Source organism: Serratia sp. TSA_105.2, from assembly GCF_052692115.1.
Genome location: NZ_JBQZFT010000001.1, coordinates 1,201,619 through 1,221,727, shown reverse-complemented (window position 1 = coordinate 1,221,727; position 20,109 = coordinate 1,201,619). Strand labels below are relative to the sequence as shown.

Annotated in this window: 21 protein-coding genes; 11 read left to right on the top strand and 10 right to left on the bottom strand. The window is 60.1% G+C overall.

The features are described 5' to 3' along the window. The first annotated feature begins 186 nt into the window (after positions 1–186). From mdoG to ACUTSC_RS05745, 3 genes are all read left to right on the top strand, one after another. Positions 187–1,755: a glucans biosynthesis protein MdoG gene (gene mdoG / locus ACUTSC_RS05755; RefSeq protein WP_025302384.1), complete on the top strand. Its 1,569-nt coding sequence runs from the start codon at positions 187–189 to the stop codon at positions 1,753–1,755. Next, the gene (gene mdoH, locus ACUTSC_RS05750; RefSeq protein WP_063989502.1) at positions 1,748–4,306 is read left to right on the top strand and encodes a glucans biosynthesis glucosyltransferase MdoH; all 2,559 of its coding nucleotides are present in this window, start codon (positions 1,748–1,750) and stop codon (positions 4,304–4,306) included. Before mdoG ends, mdoH begins: the two co-directional genes overlap by 8 nt. Before the next feature lie 211 nt (positions 4,307–4,517). Continuing rightward, positions 4,518–4,715 (top strand): YceK/YidQ family lipoprotein, encoded by a 198-nt coding sequence (locus ACUTSC_RS05745; protein WP_046688460.1) that lies wholly within the window; start codon positions 4,518–4,520, stop codon positions 4,713–4,715. A gap of 6 nt (positions 4,716–4,721) precedes the next feature. Here ACUTSC_RS05745 and ACUTSC_RS05740 read toward each other — a convergent pair whose 3' ends face one another. Both ACUTSC_RS05740 and ACUTSC_RS05735 read right to left on the bottom strand, forming a co-directional pair. Further along, on the bottom strand, positions 4,722–5,267 hold the full coding sequence (locus ACUTSC_RS05740; RefSeq protein ID WP_197768661.1) for a GNAT family N-acetyltransferase: 546 nt from the start codon (positions 5,265–5,267) through the stop codon (positions 4,722–4,724). Positions 5,268–5,300: 33 nt separating this feature from the next. Further along, positions 5,301–5,678, bottom strand: coding sequence for a MysB family protein (locus ACUTSC_RS05735; protein ID WP_197768662.1), 378 nt, complete (start codon positions 5,676–5,678; stop codon positions 5,301–5,303). Positions 5,679–5,888: 210 nt separating this feature from the next. Here ACUTSC_RS05735 and leuA point away from each other — a divergent pair, with 210 nt between their 5' ends. Then, a complete protein-coding gene (gene leuA, locus ACUTSC_RS05730; protein WP_197768663.1) occupies positions 5,889–7,577 on the top strand; it encodes a 2-isopropylmalate synthase in 1,689 nt (562 codons plus the stop codon). Here leuA and ACUTSC_RS05725 read toward each other — a convergent pair. After that, entirely contained in the window at positions 7,528–8,328 is an 801-nt protein-coding gene (locus tag ACUTSC_RS05725) for a helix-turn-helix domain-containing protein (RefSeq protein ID WP_197768664.1), read from the bottom strand. The genes leuA and ACUTSC_RS05725 overlap by 50 nt on opposite strands. 135 nt (positions 8,329–8,463) lie before the next feature. On the opposite strand from ACUTSC_RS05725, the gene ACUTSC_RS05720 reads away from it, so the two are divergent. The 4 genes from ACUTSC_RS05720 to ACUTSC_RS05705 are packed head-to-tail and all read left to right on the top strand — an operon-like array spanning position 8,464 to position 10,025. Next, positions 8,464–8,781, top strand: coding sequence for a metalloregulator ArsR/SmtB family transcription factor (locus tag ACUTSC_RS05720; protein ID WP_197768665.1), 318 nt, complete (start codon positions 8,464–8,466; stop codon positions 8,779–8,781). Then, positions 8,771–9,205 carry a YeeE/YedE family protein gene (locus ACUTSC_RS05715; RefSeq protein WP_197773455.1) on the top strand — a complete coding sequence of 145 codons (435 nt, stop codon included), beginning with the start codon at positions 8,771–8,773 and terminating at the stop codon, positions 9,203–9,205. The genes ACUTSC_RS05720 and ACUTSC_RS05715 overlap by 11 nt, the downstream gene beginning before the upstream one ends. A gap of 2 nt (positions 9,206–9,207) precedes the next feature. Then, the gene (locus tag ACUTSC_RS05710; RefSeq protein ID WP_197768667.1) at positions 9,208–9,636 is read left to right on the top strand and encodes a YeeE/YedE family protein; all 429 of its coding nucleotides are present in this window, start codon (positions 9,208–9,210) and stop codon (positions 9,634–9,636) included. Further along, on the top strand, positions 9,627–10,025 hold the full coding sequence (locus tag ACUTSC_RS05705; RefSeq protein ID WP_197768668.1) for a VOC family protein: 399 nt from the start codon (positions 9,627–9,629) through the stop codon (positions 10,023–10,025). The genes ACUTSC_RS05710 and ACUTSC_RS05705 overlap by 10 nt, the downstream gene beginning before the upstream one ends. A 48-nt stretch (positions 10,026–10,073) precedes the next feature. Here ACUTSC_RS05705 and ACUTSC_RS05700 read toward each other — a convergent pair whose 3' ends face one another. The 4 genes from ACUTSC_RS05700 to ACUTSC_RS05685 form a co-directional block, all read right to left on the bottom strand. Continuing rightward, positions 10,074–11,627, bottom strand: a complete 1,554-nt coding sequence (locus tag ACUTSC_RS05700) for an oligopeptide:H+ symporter (RefSeq protein WP_197768669.1) — start codon at positions 11,625–11,627, stop codon at positions 10,074–10,076. Positions 11,628–12,100: 473 nt separating this feature from the next. Continuing rightward, a complete protein-coding gene (gene mdtG / locus ACUTSC_RS05695) occupies positions 12,101–13,339 on the bottom strand; it encodes a multidrug efflux MFS transporter MdtG (RefSeq protein WP_107226975.1) in 1,239 nt (412 codons plus the stop codon). Between the two features lie 199 nt (positions 13,340–13,538). Then, complete coding sequence (locus ACUTSC_RS05690; RefSeq protein ID WP_033655070.1) at positions 13,539–13,823, bottom strand: YciI family protein; 285 nt, start codon at positions 13,821–13,823, stop codon at positions 13,539–13,541. A 101-nt stretch (positions 13,824–13,924) separates the two neighbouring features. Continuing rightward, a complete protein-coding gene (locus ACUTSC_RS05685) occupies positions 13,925–14,845 on the bottom strand; it encodes an LpxL/LpxP family Kdo(2)-lipid IV(A) lauroyl/palmitoleoyl acyltransferase (protein WP_197768670.1) in 921 nt (306 codons plus the stop codon). 264 nt (positions 14,846–15,109) lie between these two features. Between ACUTSC_RS05685 and ACUTSC_RS05680 the strand changes: the two genes are divergently transcribed. Together ACUTSC_RS05680 and trhO are read left to right on the top strand one after the other, a co-directional pair. Beyond that, positions 15,110–15,265 carry a histidine kinase gene (locus tag ACUTSC_RS05680; protein ID WP_443003159.1) on the top strand — a complete coding sequence of 52 codons (156 nt, stop codon included), beginning with the start codon at positions 15,110–15,112 and terminating at the stop codon, positions 15,263–15,265. Between the two features lie 120 nt (positions 15,266–15,385). After that, positions 15,386–16,453, top strand: coding sequence for an oxygen-dependent tRNA uridine(34) hydroxylase TrhO (gene trhO / locus ACUTSC_RS05675; protein WP_063989515.1), 1,068 nt, complete (start codon positions 15,386–15,388; stop codon positions 16,451–16,453). 44 nt (positions 16,454–16,497) lie between these two features. Here trhO and ACUTSC_RS05670 read toward each other — a convergent pair whose 3' ends face one another. Both ACUTSC_RS05670 and ACUTSC_RS05665 read right to left on the bottom strand, forming a co-directional pair. Then, the gene (locus ACUTSC_RS05670; RefSeq protein ID WP_016928208.1) at positions 16,498–17,076 is read right to left on the bottom strand and encodes a YceI family protein; all 579 of its coding nucleotides are present in this window, start codon (positions 17,074–17,076) and stop codon (positions 16,498–16,500) included. Positions 17,077–17,099: 23 nt separating this feature from the next. After that, positions 17,100–17,654 (bottom strand): cytochrome b, encoded by a 555-nt coding sequence (locus ACUTSC_RS05665; RefSeq protein ID WP_063989516.1) that lies wholly within the window; start codon positions 17,652–17,654, stop codon positions 17,100–17,102. A gap of 442 nt (positions 17,655–18,096) precedes the next feature. Between ACUTSC_RS05665 and ACUTSC_RS05660 the strand changes: the two genes are divergently transcribed. Continuing rightward, positions 18,097–19,155, top strand: coding sequence for an AI-2E family transporter (locus ACUTSC_RS05660; RefSeq protein WP_197768671.1), 1,059 nt, complete (start codon positions 18,097–18,099; stop codon positions 19,153–19,155). On the opposite strand, the gene ACUTSC_RS05655 is transcribed toward ACUTSC_RS05660, so the two are convergent. Next, positions 19,103–20,107: a zinc-dependent alcohol dehydrogenase family protein gene (locus tag ACUTSC_RS05655; protein WP_445653168.1), complete on the bottom strand. Its 1,005-nt coding sequence runs from the start codon at positions 20,105–20,107 to the stop codon at positions 19,103–19,105. The genes ACUTSC_RS05660 and ACUTSC_RS05655 overlap by 53 nt on opposite strands. Between the last annotated feature and the right edge of the window lie 2 nt (positions 20,108–20,109).

Below are 20,109 nucleotides of genomic sequence, written 5' to 3'. Positions count from 1 at the left end.
GGAACCCTACTATAGCCCCCCGCATTTTTCCATAGCGTCTTGTTGCGCGGCTTGCTACGCTGGTGTTCCATCAGCTGCTTAAACAATGAGCCGTAAACATGAACCATCCATTTATCATGTTGTCGGAAAGCTGAGTAATCCATTAATATGGATTTAAATGATTTGAGCACACGAATAGGGGGGGATGTGCTAGTTAATATATTATCCGGACAACCACGCGCCGCGAGCGTTCGTTGGTTAGGTGCTACCGTATTGTTCACGCTGTTCAGTTCGCCGGCTTGGGCCTTTTCTATTGATGATGTGGCCAAGCAGGCGCAGGATCTGGCGGCGAAAGGTTTCGAAGCCCCGAAGAGCAACCTTCCTTCTCAGTTCCGCGAGATGAAGTTCGCAGACTATCAGCAGATTCAGTTCAATCACGATAAAGCCTATTGGAGCAAGCTGAAAACCCCTTTCAAGCTTGAGTTTTATCATCAGGGGATGTACTTCGACACGCCGGTGAAAATCAACGAGGTCACCTCTACCAGCGTAAAACAGATCAAGTACAGCCCGGATTACTTCAACTTCGGTTCGGTCAAACACGACCCGGAATCGGTGAAAAACCTCGGCTTTGCCGGTTTTAAGGTGCTTTACCCGATCAACAGCGCCGACAAAAACGATGAGATCATGAGCCTGCTGGGCGCGAGCTATTTCCGCGTAGTGGGTAAAGGGCAGGTTTACGGGCTTTCCGCTCGCGGCCTGGCTATCGACACCGCTTTGCCGTCCGGCGAAGAGTTCCCGCGTTTCCGCGAATTCTGGGTTGAGCGTCCGAAGCAGGGCGACAAGCATCTGGTGATCTATGCGCTGCTGGATTCCCCGCGCGCCACCGGCGCTTACCGTTTCACGGTGATCCCGGGCCGCGACACTACCGTGGACGTCGAGTCGAAAGTGTTCCTGCGCGACAAGGTGGGCAAACTGGGCCTGGCGCCGCTGACCAGCATGTACCTGTTCGGGCCGAACCAGCCGTCGCCGACGTTGAACTATCGCCCGGCGTTGCACGATTCCAACGGTCTGTCTATCCATGCCGGCAACGGCGAGTGGATCTGGCGTCCGTTGAACAATCCTAAACATCTGTCCGTCAGCACCTATACCGTCGAGAATCCGAAAGGCTTCGGTCTGCTACAGCGCGGTCGCAATTTCAAAGAATATGAAGATCTGGACGATCGTTACGATCTGCGTCCTAGCGCCTGGATCGAACCGAAGGGCGACTGGGGCAAAGGCAAGGTCGAGCTGGTGGAGATCCCGACGGCGGATGAAACCAACGACAACATCGTCGCGTTCTGGACGCCGGATACCTTGCCGGAAGCCAAAAAGCCGCTGACGCTGAGCTACCGTCTGAACTTCACCCGCGATGAAGACAAACTGCATTCGCAAGACATCGCCTATGTGGCGCGGACCATGCGTTCGACCGGTGACGTGAAGCAGTCCAACCTGATTCGCGAGCCAGACGGCAGCGTGGCCTTCCTGGTCGACTTCGTCGGTCCGGTGCTTAAAGGGCTGGATGCCAATACCCCGGTCGCTTCTCAGATCAGCATCGGCGACAACGGTGAAATGGTAGAAAACAACGTCCGCTATAACCCAGTGACCAAAGGCTGGCGCCTGACGGTGCGTCTGAAAGTGAAAGACGACAAGAAGCCGGTAGAAATGCGCGCGGCGCTGGTCAATGGCGATAAGACTCTGTCGGAAACCTGGAGCTATCAGCTACCTGCCAATGAATAAGCCTACTCAACCCGCCCAGGATTATCTTGCGGCGCTGCCTCTGACCGCCGAGCGGTCGGAGGCGCTCAACCCTCAAACGGCGGATGACGCTCAGGCACTGGAGGCGCTCCATCGGCAGATGGGCGCCGCCGACGCCAACGTCAATAGCCTGTCGGCGGATGACGTGGCGCTGGCCTCGGTCAAACCGCGCATCGAAAACGCCTGGCCGGATGCGGTCAGCGATGACGACTTCGATACCGACGCCGAAGGGCGCGCCATTCTGAAGGCGACGCCGCCGATCAAACGAACCACCATGTTCCCGGAAGCCTGGCGCACCAACCCGGTGGCGCGCTTCTGGGATTCTCTGCTGGGGCGTTCGCCGCACAATCGGCACGCCACCAAAGAGGAGGCCGAGGCCGAGAACCGCTGGCGCGTTGTCGGCTCCATGCGCCGCTATGTGCTGCTGGTGCTGATGCTGGTGCAGACCGGCATCGCAACCTGGTACATGAAAACCATCTTGCCTTATCAGGGCTGGGCGCTGATCGATCCTATCGCCATGCTGGATCAGGATCTGATGCAGTCGGTGCTGCAGCTGCTGCCGTATGTGCTGCAAACCGGCATTCTGATCCTGTTCGCCGTGCTGTTCTGCTGGGTCTCGGCCGGTTTCTGGACCGCGCTGATGGGCTTCCTGCAGCTGCTGATCGGCAAAGACAAATACAGTATTTCCTCCACCATCAAGGGCGATGAGCCGATCAACCCGGCACACCGCACCGCGCTGATCATGCCGATCTGCAACGAAGACGTCGAACGCGTGTTCGCCGGCCTGCGTGCGACCTATGAGTCCGTCGCCGCCACCGGTCAGCTGGAGCACTTCGATATCTACGTGCTGAGCGACAGCTACGATCCGGACATCTGCGTGGCGGAGCAAAAGGCGTGGATGGAGCTGTGCCGCGATGTCGACGGCCACGGCCGCATCTTCTATCGCCGCCGCCGTCGCCGCGTAAAACGCAAAAGCGGCAACATCGACGACTTCTGCCGTCGTTGGGGCGGCGAGTACAGCTACATGGTGATCCTGGACGCCGACAGCGTGATGAGCGGCGAATGCCTCACCGGGCTGGTGCGTCTGATGGAAGCCAACCCGAACGCCGGCATCATCCAGTCCGCGCCGAAGGCGTCCGGCATGGATACCCTGTATGCGCGCGTGCAGCAGTTCGCCACCCGCGTTTACGGGCCGTTGTTCACCGCCGGCCTGCATTTCTGGCAGCTGGGTGAATCGCACTACTGGGGCCATAACGCCATCATCCGCGTGAAGCCGTTTATCGAGCACTGTGCGCTGGCGCCGCTGCCGGGCGAGGGTTCCTTCGCCGGTTCAATCTTGTCGCACGACTTCGTTGAAGCGGCGCTGATGCGCCGCGCCGGCTGGGGCGTGTGGATCGCTTACGATCTGCCGGGCAGTTACGAAGAGCTGCCGCCAAACCTGCTGGACGAGCTGAAACGCGACCGTCGCTGGTGCCACGGCAACCTGATGAACTTCCGCCTGTTCCTGGTGAAAGGCATGCACCCGGTGCACCGCGCGGTGTTCCTGACCGGCGTCATGTCCTACCTGTCGGCGCCGCTGTGGTTCATGTTCCTGGCGCTATCCACCGCATTGCAGGTGGTGCACACCCTGATGGAACCGCAATACTTCCTGCAGCCGCGGCAGCTGTTCCCGGTCTGGCCGCAGTGGCGGCCCGAGCTGGCGATAGCGCTGTTCTCCACCACGCTGGTGCTGCTGTTCCTGCCGAAGTTGCTCAGTATCGTGCTGATCTGGGCCAAGGGCGCGAAAGAGTACGGCGGGGCGTTCCGTCTGTTCATTTCGATGCTGATGGAAATGCTGTTCTCGGTGCTGCTGGCGCCGGTGCGCATGCTGTTCCATACCGTGTTCGTGGTGAGCGCCTTCCTCGGTTGGGAAGTGGTGTGGAATTCGCCGCAGCGTGACGATGACGATACGCCTTGGGGCGAAGCGTTCCGCCGCCATGGCTCGCAGATGTTGCTGGGCCTGGTGTGGGCCGGCGGCATGGCGTGGCTGGATCTGCGCTTCCTGTGGTGGTTGGCACCGATCGTGTTCTCGCTGATCCTGTCGCCGTTCGTGTCGGTGCTGTCGAGCCGCGCGACGCTGGGCATGAAGAGCAAACGCGCCAAGCTGTTCCTGATCCCGGAAGAGTACAACCCGCCGCGCGAGTTGCTGGCGACGGAAGAGTACCTGCATCTCAACCGCAACCGCGCGCTGACCAACGGCTTTATGCATGCGGTGGTCAACCCGTCCTTCAACGCGCTGGCGACGGCGTTGGCGACGGCGCGTCACCATCTGCGCGCTACCCTCGATCGCAACCGCGAGGAGCGGGTGAACGAAGCGCTGCAGCTGGGGCCGGAGAAGCTGGTGAAGGGTAAACGTCTGGAGCTGCTGAGCGATCCGGTCACGCTGGCTCGTCTGCACCAGCGCGTCTGGCTGTTGCCGGAAGGCGCCGCCTGGCGTGAGCACTATCAGCAGTTGCCGCACAACCCGCTGGCACACCCAACGGGCCGACGTTAATCGCTGAACGGCAACGCTCAGACGGGGAATGCGCATGGCGCATTCCCCGTTTTTTTTACCTTTTGCTTACGTGCGCCGGGCGGGTGGAGAAAGGGAACTGTGGTAGACTGCGGCCGATGCGTTGTTCACTCACGAAACAACCCCCTTGCTCAGAGTCAATGTCGTGAAGCTCTCTTCCTACCTTCGGCTGGCCTGCGTGGCGGCCGGCGTGATGGTCCTAACCGGTTGCGGCAGCATCATCAGCCGCACCGTGCCCGGTGCGGGGCATGGCCACCAGTACTATCCCGGCGTGCAGTGGGATTTGCGCGATACGCCCTGGCGCTACGTCACGGTGATAGACGTGCCGCTGTCGATGGTGGTGGACACCTTTATGCTGCCGTTCGATGCGCAGCACGGCCCCTATGAATAAACCTGCTCAGCGGGTGGCGAACACCACCAGCTGATAGCCTTTCTGCCCACAATGGAAAGGCGCCAGCGCCGTCATGCCCAACCCTTGCACGTGAGCCGCCAACGAATGCGGATTGTCGTCGTCGATAAACAGCGCGCCCACGTCGTAGTCATGGCAGGTGTGCGCTTTGACCGCGGCGTAAAGGCGCTTTAGCACGCCTTTGCCGCGCCAGGCGGCGGCGAGGCAAACCGGGCCGTAGAGAAACACCCGCTGTTCACTCAGCGCCCGCCCGGTGAAGGATTGCGTGGCGAGCGTCGCCAGCATCGCATCCACCACCGGCGGCCTCGGGTGCACGTCGGCGGGCATCAGGCAAACGAACCCTGCCAGTTGGTTCTCCTGTTCGGCCACCAGTATGCCGATGCCGCGGTTGATCGCCGTCAGCTGTGCCTCATTCATGCGCGATACGATAAATCCCTGCCGTTTTTGGCGCTCGTCGAGCGCTTCCGGCACGTTTTCCCCCTGCAGCTGCAAAATGGCAGGGTAGTCGGTGGGGCGGGCCCGGCGAATGATCATGCTGTCTCCTTGGCGATGAAAGCGTGGTGCGGGTTAACGCTCATCCCATTCATCGGCGGCGGCCTGGCCTTCTTCGGTATCCAGCGGCGGTTCGAGCTGAAAGTCGCCTTCTTCCCATTCGTACAGGGTGTTTTCGTCTATCCACTCGGCGGTAATTTCCACCTCGTCGTAGTCACCGTCGAAGATCGCCTGCGCCGCCGCACCGCTGCGCAGCGGCAGGCATTCCACCGCCTCACCTTCTTCTTCGAAGAACTCCGCCTGCCACATCGTGTCGCCATCCTGCATCACGTACTTTTGCAGATTGAACTGCTGCGGCACCGGCGGTTCGTCACCGCTGCCGCCTTCGGCGGTGTCGATAAACGCTTCGCGTGCGGCCTCGATGGCTTCTTCCAGGGTTGCATACAGGCTCATGTTTGCCTCCGTTGACGATGAGAGTAAAGCGCCCGGCGGTGCTGCCGTCGCGTGGGTGAAAACGTCAAAGCTAATTGTTGTCTCACTGGCGCAGGATGCAAATTTTTTTGTTGTCCGCTTTGCGACGACGATTGTCCGCAAAGCGGGAGAAGAGGAGGCGATAGCGGGAAATAATGGCGCTATCGTTCACTCAGACGCCAGGATAAGCCCATGTTAATCGACCCTTCAAGCAAATACCGACCGTTCCCGCCGGTGACGTTACCGGACCGCCAGTGGCCTGCGCGTACCCTGCGGCAGGCGCCGCGCTGGTGCTCTAGCGATCTGCGCGACGGCAACCAGGCGCTGGCGGAGCCGATGGATAACGCGCGCAAGCGCGAATTCTATCAATTGTTGTTGCAGTGCGGTTTCAAAGAGATTGAAGTGGCTTTCCCTTCGGCGTCGCAAACGGATTTCGATTTTGTGCGCACGCTGATCGACGAGCAACTGATCCCGCACGACGTCACGATTCAGGTGCTGACGCAGTCGCGCGACGATCTGATCGATCGTACCTTCGAGGCGCTGCTGGGGGCGCCGCGGGCTATCGTGCATTTGTACAACGCCACGGCGCCGATGTTTCGCGACATCGTGTTCCGCCAGGATAAGGCCGCCACCGTGGCGCTGGCGGTGAACGGCGCGCGGCGCATCCGCCGGCAGTGCGAGGCACAGCCCGATACCGCCTGGTGTTTTGAGTATTCGCCGGAAACCTTCTGTTTTACTGAATTAGAGTTCGCGCTGGAGATCTGCGAAGCGGTGGCGGAGGTGTGGCAACCGGGGCCGCAGCGGCCGATGATCATCAACCTGCCGGCGACGGTGGAGGTGAGTACGCCCAACGTGTATGCCGATCAGATCGAGTGGTTCTGCCGTCACTTCAGCCGTCGCGCCGATGTGGCGATCAGCGTACACCCGCATAACGATCGCGGTACCGGCGTGGCCTGCGCGGAGCTGGCGCTGTTGGCCGGCGCCGATCGGGTCGAAGGTTGCCTGTTCGGCAACGGAGAGCGCACTGGCAACGTCGATCTGGTTACGTTGGCGCTGAATCTCTATACCCAGGGCGTAGCGCCGGGTCTGGACTTCAGCCGCCTGAAGCAGGTGGTGGAGGTGGTGGAGCTGTGCAATCAGCTGCCGGTGCATCCTCGCCATCCTTATGCCGGTGAGCTGGTGTTTACCGCCTTCTCCGGTTCGCATCAGGATGCGATCAAAAAAGGCTTCGCCGCACAACGGCAGCGACAGGATGGCTGGTGGCAGGTGCCTTACCTGCCGCTCGATCCCGCCGATGTCGGCTGCAGCTATGAGGCGGTGATCCGGGTCAACAGCCAGTCCGGCAAAAGCGGCGCCGCCTGGCTGTTGGAACAGAATCATGGGCTGGCGTTGCCGCGCGGCTTGCAGATCGATTTCAGTCAGGTGGTACAGCGGGCGACCGACGGCAGCGGCAAGGAAATGAGCGGCGCGCAGCTGTGGCGCTTGTTCCGCGACACCTATGGGCTGGTGGAGCAGCCGCGTTTGCAACTGTTAAGCTACCAGACGGAAAGTCACGGGGTAGAGGCTTATAGCTTCAACGCGCGAGTTGCCTGCGAGGGAGAGCCACTGCGCCTGCAGGGCGCCGGCAACGGCCTGCTTTCCAGCGCGGTGGATGCACTGCGCCAGCGCTTCGGCTTGCCGCTGGCGATCGAGGATTACCACGAGCACACGTTGGGGCATCAGAGCGACAGCCGAGCGGTGGCCTACATTCGCTGCGTCTTGCCTCACGGAGAGGCGAGCTACGGCGTTGGCATTGACGTCGACTCCGCCAGCGCTTCGCTGCAGGCGCTGTTCAACGTCGCCGGTCGCTATCTGGCGTCAACGTCGGCCCGGTCCGGCTGAAATAGTCGCTGGGCGCGACCCCCAGCACTCGGCGAAACATGGCGCTGAACGCGCTGGGGCTGTCATAGCCAAGATCCAGCGCCACTTCCAACACCGAACGGCCGGTCGCCAGCGCGTTCAACGCCGCCAGCAAACGGGCGCGCCGCACCCAATCACTAAAATGCAGGCTGGTTTCTCGCTGGAAGCGCCGCGACAGGGTGCGTCCGCTGACGCTGAGATGAGCGGCCGCCTGTTCCAGCGTCCAGGGCTGTGCCAGCGTGGCCTGAATATGGCGGCACAGGGCGAGCAGAGAGGCCTCGCGCGGTTCCGGCAGGTGCAGTGGCAGAATCGGCAGCATTCTCAACTCATCCAGGATCAGTTCCATCACGCGCTCATCGCGCCCGCCGCTTGGATAATCAGGCGCAATCTCCATCGCGCAAATAATCAACTCGCGCAGCAGCGGCGACACCTGTACCACCTGGCATTGGGCCGGCAGATCGGCACGCGCCAGCGGATCGACGAACAGCGTCCTGGCCGCTACCAGGCCGGTGATGCGCAGGCTGTGCACCACTTTTGCCGGCACCCAGACGCCGCGGCCGGGCGGAACCACCCAACTGCCGAGCCGGGTCGTGACCTGCACCACGCCGCTCAGGCTGTGAATCAGCTGCGCGCAATTATGGTAGTGGTCCGGCTCGCTGTCGCCGTGGTGATAATCCCTGGCTAACGGCCGGACAGGCTGATCGGGCGGCAGAACGTCGTGAAACAACAGCATCGTAAGCAGGCTCCGCGCGGCAAAAGGGGGAGGACAGCATGCCATGCGGCGCTGTTCCACACCAGCCTGTGGCACACTGCAGATAAATAGTTTATAAAATGATATTATATAAATTTATAAACTGTTGGAGAGGCAATGGATATTGACGCGATGCGCAAGGCGGCGGCGCAGGCCGGTGCGATGCTGCGCGCCCTGGGCAACGAAGATCGGCTGCTGCTGCTGTGCCGGCTCAGCCAGGGCGAAATGGCGGTGAGCGAGTTGGCGCAGGCGTTGGATATCCGCCAGCCGACATTGTCCCAACAGCTTGGCGTGCTGCGTGAGGAGGGGTTGGTCTCCACCCGGCGCGCCGGCAAGCAGATTTACTATGCGGTGGCCGATGCCAAAGCGCTGACGCTGCTCCATACCCTCTATCAACTGTATTGCCCACAGCCGGAGAGCCGCGATGACCATTGACTGGCAACACTTCACGCCCTATTCCGCGCTGGCGGGCGGGGCCATTATCGGCGGCGCGGTGGCGCTGCTGCTGCTGTTCAACGGCCGCATCGCCGGCATCAGCGGCATTACCGGCGGCTTATTGAGCGCGGGCGGCCAAGAACGGGGCTGGCGCGCCGCATTTATTGGCGGGTTGCTGCTCTCCCCCTGGCTGTATGCTGTCGCTGCGGCTTTGCCGTCCGGTGAGATCGCGGCCGGCAGCGGCGGGCTGGCGATGGCAGGGCTGTTGGTGGGGGTGGGTACCCGATTGGGCAGCGGTTGCACCAGTGGGCACGGCGTGTGCGGCGTCGCGCGGTTGGCGCCGCGATCGTTGGCCGCCACGGCGGTGTTTATGCTGCTGGGGTTTACGACCGTGTGGCTGATGCGCCATCTGTTGGGAGGGTGAAAATGTTTAAATCGCTGTTGGCGCTGCTGAGCGGCGTGATTTTCGGTCTGGGGTTAATTATCGCCGGCATGGCCAATCCGACTAAAGTACTGGCGTTTCTCGATATTACCGGCCAGTGGGATCCTTCGCTGGCGTTGGTGATGGTTGGGGCGATCGCGGTGGCGGCGCCGGCCTTCATGTGGGCGCGTCGACGCCAGCGGAGCCTGTTGGGGGAACCGCTGCAGATCCCGGCCGCCGGGCGTGTGGATCGCCGTTTGCTGGTGGGCAGCGCGCTGTTTGGCATCGGTTGGGGCATTGCGGGCATTTGCCCTGGCCCGGCCTGGGTGTTGGCGGGGGCGGAGATACAACGGGTATGGCCGTTCCTGCTGGCGATGCTGGCGGGCATGGCGTTGTATGACGTTATCATGAGGCAGAGGCGTACATGTCGATAGCCAAGGCGGTGCTGCGCATTGCGCGCCCGACCGATCGGTTGCAAGAGATTGCCGCGCTGTATTGCCGCGGGTTGGGGTTTGAAAGGCTGGGCGAGTTTGTCGATCATCAGGGGTTTGACGGCATGATGATCGGGCATCCGCAGCATGCCTACCATCTGGAGTTTACGCAGCATCGCGGGGTGCAGGTTGGACAGGCGCCGACGCAGGATCATCTGCTGGTGTTTTATCTGCCGGATGAGAACGAGTGGCGAGCCGCGTGTGAGCGGATGCGGGCGGCGGGATTCCTGGCGGTCACCGCCTATAATCCCTATTGGGATCGGGCGGGGCAAACCTTTGAAGATCCTGACGGCTACCGGGTAGTCTTGCAACATCAGGCCTGGCAGGCATAAAAAAACCGGCGCCTCGAGCGCCGGTTTGCGAGATAAGCGGGTTATCCGTCAGGCGTTGGTCGCCGGTTTTTGCGCGCTCTTGGACTGGGTATTTTCCAGCATGCGGCGAATCGGCACGATCAGCACGATCAGCACGGCGGCGCAGATCAGCAGCGCGACTGAGCAGCGAGCGAACAGATCCGGCAGCATATCCAGTTGGTCGGCCTTGACGTGACCGCCGATCAGACCGGCCGCCAGGTTGCCCAGCGCACTGGCGCAGAACCACAGCCCCATCATTTGCCCGCGCATTCTCTCCGGCGCCAGCAGCGTCATGGTGGCCAGCCCGATCGGGCTCAGGCACAGCTCACCCAGCGTCAGCATCAGGATACTGCCCACCAGCCACATCGGCGATACGCCCGCGCCGCCGTTGCTCAGCACATTCTGCGCGGCCAGCATCATCAGGCCGAAACCGCCGGCGGCGCACAGGATACCGATCACGAACTTGGTGATGCTGCTCGGGCGCACGTTATTACGCGCCAGCGCAGGCCAGGCCCAGCTGAAGACCGGCGCCAGCAAGATGATGAACAGGGCGTTGATCGACTGGAACCATACCGCCGGGATCTCGAAGCCGCCGACCATGCGATTGGTGTAATCGTTGGCGAACAGGTTGAACGAAGTCGGTTTCTGTTCAAACGCCGACCAGAAGAACGCGGCGGAGATCAGCAGGATGAAGCACACCAGCAGGCGTGCGCGCTCTTTGCGGCTCAGGCCGGCAAAGGCGAACAGATAGATGAAGTACAGGGTGACCGAGGCGGCGATGACGTACACCAGCACGCTGGCTACTTCGACCGGATTGATGACAATGATGCCTTGAGCGATCAGCACGATGACGGCCACCAGGATAGCCGCCAATGCCAGCAACCAGACGCCGACGCCTTTTTTCTTCGCGACCGGGCTATTCCAGGTGGAATCCAGGCCCACTTCGCGGTCATAGCGTTTCATCGCCGGTACGGCGAATACCCGGAAGATCACCAGCGCCACCAGCATCCCGATACCGCCGATGCCGAAGCCCCAGTGCCAGCCGTGTGACTTGATCAGCCAGCCGGAGATCAGCGGGGCAATGAACGAGCCGATGTTGATACCCATGTAGAACAGCGAGAAACCGCCGTCACGGCGCGCATCGCCTTTCTTGTACAGCGTGCCGACCATCACCGAGATACAGGTCTTGAACAGGCCGGAACCGAGCACGATGAACATCAGGCCGATGAAGAACAGGTTAGTGCCCATCACCGCGGACAGGGCGATCGACAGGTGGCCGAGGGCGATCAGGATAGACCCGTACCAGACGGCCTTGCGTTGGCCGAGCCAGTTGTCCGCCAGCCAGCCGCCCGGCAGCGCCGCCAGGTACATGCTGCCGGCGAAGATGCCGACGATCGCCGACGCGTTCTCGCGCGCCAGACCCAGACCGCCGTCGTACACGGTGGCGGCCATAAACAGGATCAGCAGCGGACGGATGCCGTAGAACGAGAAACGCTCCCACATTTCGGTGAAGAACAGAGAACCCAGCGGATAGGGATGGCCGAAGAAGGTCCGGCTTTCTGACTTATTGACAGAGGATTGCATAACGATTTCCCAATAAAAAGGCGCTGCATGGCTGCAGCCCGTACTGTGGTTGTATGTGTATTTAATGAAGGCGATCCGCCCAATGCGGATTACCCAACAAAACCGCGGCTGCAACGCTGATAAACCGTGGAAAGCGTGCTGACCTTTTTTCACTTGGCCGATGGTTCACATCTGGCGTGATATTATTTAACCATTTGATAACTGGTCGTTGGTTTTGTCTAGTACCTGTATCCCATTTTTTAGACGAAAAGTCGACAAGCATCTCCTTTTCTGGTTTTTCTGTTGGTTATGACAGGAATATGATTGACAGCGGGTTTTATGCACTGAAGGTTAATTAATTGTTGATAAACAATATGTTGAATTAAGAATGTTCCGAGCAAGCCAAAAATTCGCAGGCCCGAAGGAAGCATTATTAAAAGTAGGGGAAACGCGGCGTGGATCCGGCTAATCGCGGAAATTGGCGATAAATGCAGCTATTGTTCTTCCTGCAGCGTGTCTTCCCGCATGTAGCCCGGCCGCCGCCGCAGACACCACCAGGAATAACCGGCGTTGAACAGCACCACTAAAGCGGTGACGGCGAAGACCGCGCGAAAACCGTAACCGGCGGAGACTGCGGCACCGAGCAGCGGGCCGCTGACGTTGCCGACGTCGCGGAACGACTGGTTGTAGCTGAAAATGCGGCCGGCCACCTGATTGGTGCAGTTGTAAATCAGCAGCGTCTGTACCGCCGGCAGCAGCGCGCCGTCAGCCGCCCCCAGCAGAAAACGCAGCACCCCGAGCTGCCACGGCGTTTGCACGAAGGCCATCGGGATCAGCAGCAGCACCGAGACGATCAGCATACATATCAGAATGCGCTCCGGGCCGATGCGATCGCCCAACTTGCCCAGACGTGGGGCGCTCATCAACGCCGCGACGCCGGGCACCGAGGCGATTAGCCCGCTGATAAACGCCAGGTTATGGGTGGCGCCGGCCAGATCGCGCACATACAGCGTCAGGATCGGTGCGATCGAGCCGGTGGCGATCTGGATAATCATGGTAGTGACGAACAGGCTGAGCACCAGCTTCGGGTTTTTGAGCGAGGCAAACACCTGCCGTGCGTGCAACATGTCGCGTTTTTGTACCGGGGTGAACTGCTCTTTGACATACAGCAGCGTCAGCACGAAGCAGACGAACAGCACCGCTGCGGTGATATAAAACACCGGGCGCAGACCATAGAGGTCGGCCAACAGGCCGCCGATCAGCGGGCCGATCAGCGCACCGCCGACACCGCCGGTTGACAGGGTGCCGAGCGCCCAGCCGCTGCGGTTGCGTGGCACCTGGGTGGCGATCAGCGCGTTGGCGTTGGGTATGAACCCGCCAAGCAGCCCCAGCACCGCTCGCAGCGCGAGAAATTGCCAGACCGTTTGCGCCATGCCCATCAGCACCATGACTATCGCCATGCCCAACGCTGAGCGCAGCAGCATCAGTTTACGGCCGCGTCGGTCGGCCAGGGCGCCCCAGAATGGCGCGGCGATAGCGGAAAACAGGAAGGTGATGCTGAACAGCAGACCGGACCACATGTTGAGCGCCTGATGGCCGGTTACGCCCAGCGTCTCTACATACAGCGGCAGAAACGGCATCACCAGGCTGAAGGCCGCACCGGTGAGGAAACACCCGACCCAGGCGACGAAAAGGTTGCGTTTCCAGTTAACGGGTTCTGCTGCCGAAGCCATAAATGTCCACTGCCGAAAGGTGACGCGCTTTGCCGGCGGCAAGATGAAGGGGCAAAGCGTGAAAGTTAGCTTGGTAAGTATGCGCCGCCAGCGCGGCGACGGCAAACCAGGGGACAAGGATTGGGCAAAAAATGAAATAAAGTTTTAAAAAAGACGTTTAAACCTTATTCCGCGCTTAGCGCGCGGAATTTACAGCGTTTTATAGTCCGGCCAGCGCCTCGAAACCGGCGGCGGTGGTGGTGGCGCTAAAGTCGGTGACCTCGTAGTGGGCCACGGCGTTGAACGGATCTTCGGCGAGGATGGCGTCCAGCCGCGCACGCTCAATGCCTTTGGCCAGGATCACGCCGCCGGTGCGGGGATTCTTGCGGCCGGAGGCGATGAAGGTGCCATCCTGAAAATATTTCTTAAGCCAGGCGATGTGCCCGTCAAGGTGGCTGTCGACGTCGGCGATCGGGCGATGGTAGGTCAGGCTGACAATGTACATAGCGGCTCCGGGGGTGGCGGTAAAGGCTTTACCATCCCACCCTCGCCGTCGATTCTCAAGAGGCGCGCAATAAAAAACCCGCCGGCGGCGGGTTTGCTTTATCAGTAGAGCGAAGGCTCTCCTTCCGGGCGGGTCTTGAAGCGGCGATGCAGCCACATGTATTGGTCCGGCGCCATCAGGATCTCTTTCTCCACCACTTTGTTCATAAAGGCGGCGGCGTCGAGTTCGTTATCCAGCGGGAAGTTTTCCACCGCCGGCTGCATGATCAGCTCATAGCCTTTGCCGTCCGGCAGGCGGCGCGGGGTGAACGGAATGATCGCCGGTTTTCCCATCCGCACCAGCACGTAGCTGCCGGTGGTGGTGGCGGCTTTGTCCACCGCGAACAGCGGCGCGAAAACGCTGCTGCGCGGGCCGTAGTCGTGATCCGGCGCATACCAGATGATATCACCCTGTTTCAGGGCGCGGATCATGCCTTTGATGTCTTTGCGGTCCAGCATCGATTTGTTGGAACGCATGCGGCCCCAGGTTTGCAGCCAGTCCATCAGCTTGTTGTCGTGCGGGCGGTAAACGCCGATGCCCGGGTTATGAATGCCGAAGATGCGCGCACCCAGCTCCAGCGTCAAAAAGTGCAGGCCAATCAATAACACGCCCTGCCGGTTGTCGCGCGCTTTTTGGATGTGCTCCAGGCCGCTGACCTTGAACCAGCGCTCGATGCGCCAGTTGGGCCAGAACCACGCCATGCCGGTTTCAAATAGCCCCATGCCGACCGATTCGAAATTCTTTACCACCAGCGCATCGCGTTCGGCCTGCGGCATGTCGGGAAAACAGAGCTCGAGGTTGCGTTGGGCGATAGCGACGCGTCGCTGGAGAAAGCGCATGGAAAATCGCCCAATCGAGGTGCCGAGCCAGTAGATGACGGGGTAAGGCAGCAACACCAGCAGATACAGCAAGCCGATACCGACCCAGGTCAACCAGTAGCGCGGGTGCAATAAGGAACGATTGAAAGTAGGAACTTGAGTCATGGGTTCTCTGTTTGAATACGGTTGTTTAAGTGTAATGACAGAGTCATCGCATGGTCTGGCAGCCGGGTGAGCTTGGCTGCAAGGTTCGTTTCTGCCGTTTGTTTGCGACTATTGTGGCATTTTTCTGGCGATCCGGGAAAACACAACGCATTAAAATCCCTTTTTGGGTGTTAAATATGCATCGAATGCCGAATTTTTCCACAATCTTTCCTGCCAAAGATAATGGCGATATTATTGCTGGTAATTATTCAGAGGGTAAATATTTTGGCACCATGGATCAGTGCGGGGCTGCTGGTATTGGGCGCGGCGGTCGGCAGCGTCGGCGCGCATCTGCAGATGAACGCGATATTGGCGCTCGCCGGCGTGATGATGGCGCTCGGCATAGTGGCTTCCGCGTTTACCGAAGGCGGCGGAGGCTGAACGGGGCGTTTGCGCCAGGGCTGCGCGGCGGCGGTTTTTCGGGTATGATGTGCGCCGCGCGCGGGCCGGCAGGCCGCGTGCGGTAAATAAGTCACCTCCCGAAAGACAGGAAAGTACACCATGCCAGTGTTACATAACCGAATTTCTAATGAGGAACTGAAGGCGCGCATGCTGGCGGAAACCGAGCCGCGCACCACAGTTTCTTTTTACAAATACTTCTCCATTGACGATCCCAAGGCGTTTCGCGACAGCCTGTACGTTCAGTTCGAAAAACTGAAGGTGTTCGGCCGCGTTTACGTGGCGAAAGAGGGTATCAACGCGCAGATCAGCGTGCCGCAGCATAATTTCGACGCGTTCAAAGCCGCGCTGTTCGCCTCGCACCCGGCGCTGGATCAGGTACGCCTGAACATCGCGCTCGAAGACGACGGCAAATCCTTCTGGGTGCTGCGCCTCAAGGTGCGCGAGCGCATCGTGGCCGACGGCATCGATGACGAGAGCTTTGACCCAAGCAACGTCGGCGAGTATCTGCAGGCCGATCGCGTCAATCAGATGATCGACGATCCCAATACGGTATTCGTCGATATGCGCAACCACTATGAGTACGAAGTCGGTCACTTCGAAAACGCCATCGAGGTGCCGTCGGATACCTTCCGCGATCAGCTGCCGATGGCGGTGGAGATGCTGCAGGACAGCAAAGACAAAAACATCGTCATGTACTGCACCGGCGGCATTCGCTGTGAAAAAGCCAGCGCCTATATGCTGCACAACGGCTTTAAAAACATCTACCACGTGGAAGGCGGGATCATCGAGTACAGCCGCAGAGCGAAAGAGCAGGGGTTGCCGCTGAAGTTTATCGGCAAAAACTTCGTGTTCGATGAGCGCATGGGCGAGCGCATCTCCGACGATGTGATCGCCAACTGCCACCAGTGCGGTGCGCCGTGCGACACCCACACCAACTGCAAGAACGACGGCTGCCATCTGCTGTTCATTCAGTGCCCGAGCTGCGCCGCCAAGTTTGAAGGGTGCTGCAGCGAGATTTGCCGCGAAGAGCTGAAGCTGCCGCGTGAAGAGCAGCGCGCGCGCCGTGCCGGCCGTGAAAACGGCGTCAAGATCTTCAATAAGTCGAAAGGCTTGTTGCAGACTACGATGCACATTCCGGCACCGGAAGAAGAAGGTCCAGCCCGCTGAGCCTGAGCAAATGAGAAGCCCGGCCGCCAAGCCGGGCTTTTTTTTTATTTCTCGCGCACGCCTTCTACGGAGATGATCAGCTCAACGTCTTGCGACGCCGGGCCCAGATCGGTGGTGATGCCGAAATCTTTCAGCTTGATCTTGCCGTTGGCCTCAAAGCCGGCGCGGTAGCCGCCCCACGGATCGTTGCCCTGGCCAATCAGTTTGGCGTCCAGCGTAACCGGTTTGGTCACGCCGTTCAGCGTCAGGTTGCCGACCACTGCATAACCGTCGCCGCTTTTCTTCACTTCGGTGGATTCAAACTTGGCCTGTTTGTTCTTCTCCACATTCAGGAACTCGGCGCTGCGCAGGTGCTTGTCGCGCTCGGCGTGGTTGGTGTCGACGCTGGCGGTATTGATGGTCACGTTAACCTTGTCCTTGGACGGATCTTTTTCGTCGAAGGTGAAGCCGCCGTCGAAGTCTTTAAAGCTGCCGTACAGCCAGCTGTAACCCAGGTGCTGGATGCGGAACTCGATAAAGGCGTGCTGGCCCTGTTTGTCGATCTTGTAGTCCGCCGCCAGTGCGGAACCGGCGCTCAGCAGCAGGGCGCCTGCGGTCAGGCCCAATACGGTCTTTTTCAACATAGCAATCTCCATAAATCCAAAGGTTAATCGGCGCTGCTACCCAGCATCCGTTTCAAAGTGACATCACGATCGATAAAGTGATGTTTAAGCGCGGCCAGTCCGTGCAGTACCGAGAGCACTACCACGGCCCAGGCCAGGTAAAGGTGTATGGCACCGGCGGTATCGGCCTGTTCCGCCATGCCGGTTACGGTGGCTGGCACGTCGAACCAGCCGAATACGCTGATCGGTTGGCCGTCGGCGGTCGAGATCAGATAGCCGCTGATCAGAATGCCGAACAGCACGGCATATAGCGCCAGATGCGCGAGAATGGCGCTAACGCGAGTGAGGCGACCATAACTGGCCAGAGGCTTGGGCGGCGGCGAGACAAAACGCCAGATCACGCGGATCACCATCACGCTGAACAGCAGCGCGCCGATGCTTTTGTGGATCTCCGGCGCCTGATGATACCAGACGTCGTAATAGCCCAGCGTGACCATCCACAGGCCGAGCGCGAACATGCCGTACACCGTCAGCGCCACCAGCCAGTGGATCAACACTGACACATGGCCGAAACGATCGGCGGTATTTTTCCAGAGCATCCTGTTTCCTTCGATTACCGATTGGCTGGCTGCAATAATTAAACTTTAGGAAACATAAAATCAATAATAAATTTAACTATGTTACTTCTTAGAAATATTAGTCAGTGAATTTGTTTGAGATGTTCGGGGTTCATCAGATAAATCGTTGAAGATGATATTATTTCTTTCACGTAACGATTATGCTAGTTGTTGAAAATTAGGCTTATTATCTATTAATGTCAGCTTTTGTCATTTTACGTAAAGCGTCCATAAATTGCTCGATGGGATTATTTGTTGGCAAAGGTTATGCCTATTTCTCGCGGCGAAGAGCAGGGCGGAAAGATTAATTTTTTCGAACGGTTATGCGTAACCCTCTGCGGCATAACGGCGGACTTTGCTACCATTAGCGCCAAGCGTCGGCTCTTTGTGGCCGGTTAAACCAGTGAAATAACAAGGAAACGTGATGGGCCGAACCCGTGTAACCGACAACAGCCTGCGTTTGGCCGTCCTGCTGGCGATGTTGGTGATCATTCTGGCTGGGGTGAAAGCCGCCGCCGACATCGTGGTGCCGTTTCTACTGGCGGTGTTCCTCGCCATGGTGCTGAACCCGCTGGTGGCGATGCTGGAACGCCGACGGGTGCCGCGTATCGTTGGGGTGACGCTGCTGGTGACGGCGGTGATTGTGGTCGTGATGCTGTTTATCGGCATGCTGGGCGCTTCGCTCAATGAGTTCGCCCGTTCGTTGCCGCAGTACCGCGGCATGATGATCGAGAAACTGCGCGAGCTGCAGCATTACGCCGATCGCTTCAATATCAGCCTCTCCAGCGAAGCGATGCTGCAATATGTCGATCCCAGCGCGGCGATGAATCTGGTTACCCGCATGCTGGGGCACCTGTCTGGCGCCATGACCAACGTCTTCCTGCTGCTGATGACCGTGGTGTTTATGTTGTTCGAAGTGCAGCTGTTGCCTTATAAGCTGCAACAGGCGTTGGATAAGCCGAACGAAGGCCTCGCGGCGATGCGGCGGGCGCTGGACGGCGTGACGCGTTATCTGGTGATAAAAACCATCATCAGCCTGGCTACCGGGGTGATCGTCTGGATTTTCCTGGCGGCGGTCGGCGTACGCTTCGCCTTTATCTGGGGGCTGCTGGCGTTTCTGCTCAACTATATTCCCAATATTGGCTCGGTATTGGCCGCCATTCCGCCGCTGATTCAGGCGCTGCTGTTCAACGGATTGGGCGATGCGCTGGTGGTGGCGGGCGGCTTTATCGCTGTCAACATGGTGATCGGCAATATCCTCGAGCCGCGGGTGATGGGGCGCGGGCTGGGGTTGTCGACGCTGGTGGTGTTCCTGTCATTGATTTTTTGGGGCTGGCTGCTCGGCCCGGTGGGCATGCTGCTGTCGGTGCCGCTGACAATTGTTGCGCGCATCGCGCTGGAGACCACCGAGGGCGGCTATCGGCTGGCGGTTATCCTGGGCGACGGCCGCCCGCCGCGCCAGCCTCCGGCGGCGCCGGAGTGAGGAATATTTTACCGTTGACGCCGGGTTGGGCGGCGTGCTGCAGCGCCGCTGCGTACTGATATAAAGGGTAAATCGCAGCGGGCGGGCGCAACGCCAGCTGGCCGCGCCGCAGCAGCTGGAATAGCTGATAAAACGCTGTTTGCCACTGCGCCGGCGCGGCCTGCGCATTCCATTTACGCAGGTGGAACAGCGAAGCGCGCAGCTTCAATTCGTCCACCACGCGCCGCCAGTCCACCTGGCGCCCACCCAGCAGGCCCAGCGCCACAAAGTCGCCGCCGGTGCGAACCGCCCGCGCCAGCTGCAATCCGTCTTCTCCGCCGATGCAGTCGATAGCGGCGCGGGCGCCAAAGTGGGTCATTTGCGCCAGCTGCGGCGCCTCAATAACGCGCCAGGCGCCGGCGGCCAGCAGCGCCGGGCGATGAGCGACGTTGCGCACCACCACCGCCAGGCGGATACCACGCAGCGCCGTCATCTGCGCCAACAGCAGGCTAACGGCGGAGCCGCCGCCGTTGAGCAGCAGCACGTCGCCGGCGTTGAGCGGCAGCCATTGCGTCAGCAGCACCCAGCAGGTGAGCGGGTTGATATAGATTTGCGCCGCGCCGGCGTCGTCGATGTCGTCCGGCACCCAGACCACCCGATCCTCAGGCAGCGTGACGAAGGTTTGCCAGCTGCCGCCACCCGCTACCGCCAGCGCGCGTCGGCCGGTCGAGCGCCCGCTTTGCGGATCGACGATGACGCCTACGCCTTCATAGCCCGGCACCTGCGGCAGGGCGATGCGGTGCGCGTATTGACCGTGAATCGGGATCAGGTCGGAAGGGTTGATCGGGGCATAGCGCATCTGCAGCAGCCGCTGGCCGGGGCGCAGCGTCGGCCTGTTCACCTGCTGCAGTGCCAGCACCTGGGCGGGATCGCCGAAGCGGCTGAAGCTCAAGCGGGGAAATGAAGACGGCATGG

Coding starts and splice junctions, on each gene's coding strand:
- ACUTSC_RS05655 (WP_445653168.1), bottom strand. CDS start 20,107: ATGCCGTCTTCATTTCCCCGCTTGAGCTTCAGCCGCTTCGGCGATCCC.
- ACUTSC_RS05690 (WP_033655070.1), bottom strand. CDS start 13,823: ATGTACATTGTCAGCCTGACCTACCATCGCCCGATCGCCGACGTCGAC.
- ACUTSC_RS05660 (WP_197768671.1), top strand. CDS start 18,097: ATGGGCCGAACCCGTGTAACCGACAACAGCCTGCGTTTGGCCGTCCTG.
- ACUTSC_RS05670 (WP_016928208.1), bottom strand. CDS start 17,076: ATGTTGAAAAAGACCGTATTGGGCCTGACCGCAGGCGCCCTGCTGCTG.
- ACUTSC_RS05685 (WP_197768670.1), bottom strand. CDS start 14,845: ATGACTCAAGTTCCTACTTTCAATCGTTCCTTATTGCACCCGCGCTAC.
- ACUTSC_RS05715 (WP_197773455.1), top strand. CDS start 8,771: ATGACCATTGACTGGCAACACTTCACGCCCTATTCCGCGCTGGCGGGC.
- ACUTSC_RS05705 (WP_197768668.1), top strand. CDS start 9,627: ATGTCGATAGCCAAGGCGGTGCTGCGCATTGCGCGCCCGACCGATCGG.
- ACUTSC_RS05745 (WP_046688460.1), top strand. CDS start 4,518: ATGGTCCTAACCGGTTGCGGCAGCATCATCAGCCGCACCGTGCCCGGT.
- mdtG (WP_107226975.1), bottom strand. CDS start 13,339: ATGGCTTCGGCAGCAGAACCCGTTAACTGGAAACGCAACCTTTTCGTC.
- trhO (WP_063989515.1), top strand. CDS start 15,386: ATGCCAGTGTTACATAACCGAATTTCTAATGAGGAACTGAAGGCGCGC.
- ACUTSC_RS05665 (WP_063989516.1), bottom strand. CDS start 17,654: ATGCTCTGGAAAAATACCGCCGATCGTTTCGGCCATGTGTCAGTGTTG.
- ACUTSC_RS05720 (WP_197768665.1), top strand. CDS start 8,464: ATGGATATTGACGCGATGCGCAAGGCGGCGGCGCAGGCCGGTGCGATG.
- ACUTSC_RS05725 (WP_197768664.1), bottom strand. CDS start 8,328: ATGCTGTTGTTTCACGACGTTCTGCCGCCCGATCAGCCTGTCCGGCCG.
- ACUTSC_RS05700 (WP_197768669.1), bottom strand. CDS start 11,627: ATGCAATCCTCTGTCAATAAGTCAGAAAGCCGGACCTTCTTCGGCCAT.
- ACUTSC_RS05735 (WP_197768662.1), bottom strand. CDS start 5,678: ATGAGCCTGTATGCAACCCTGGAAGAAGCCATCGAGGCCGCACGCGAA.
- mdoH (WP_063989502.1), top strand. CDS start 1,748: ATGAATAAGCCTACTCAACCCGCCCAGGATTATCTTGCGGCGCTGCCT.
- leuA (WP_197768663.1), top strand. CDS start 5,889: ATGTTAATCGACCCTTCAAGCAAATACCGACCGTTCCCGCCGGTGACG.
- ACUTSC_RS05740 (WP_197768661.1), bottom strand. CDS start 5,267: ATGATCATTCGCCGGGCCCGCCCCACCGACTACCCTGCCATTTTGCAG.
- ACUTSC_RS05710 (WP_197768667.1), top strand. CDS start 9,208: ATGTTTAAATCGCTGTTGGCGCTGCTGAGCGGCGTGATTTTCGGTCTG.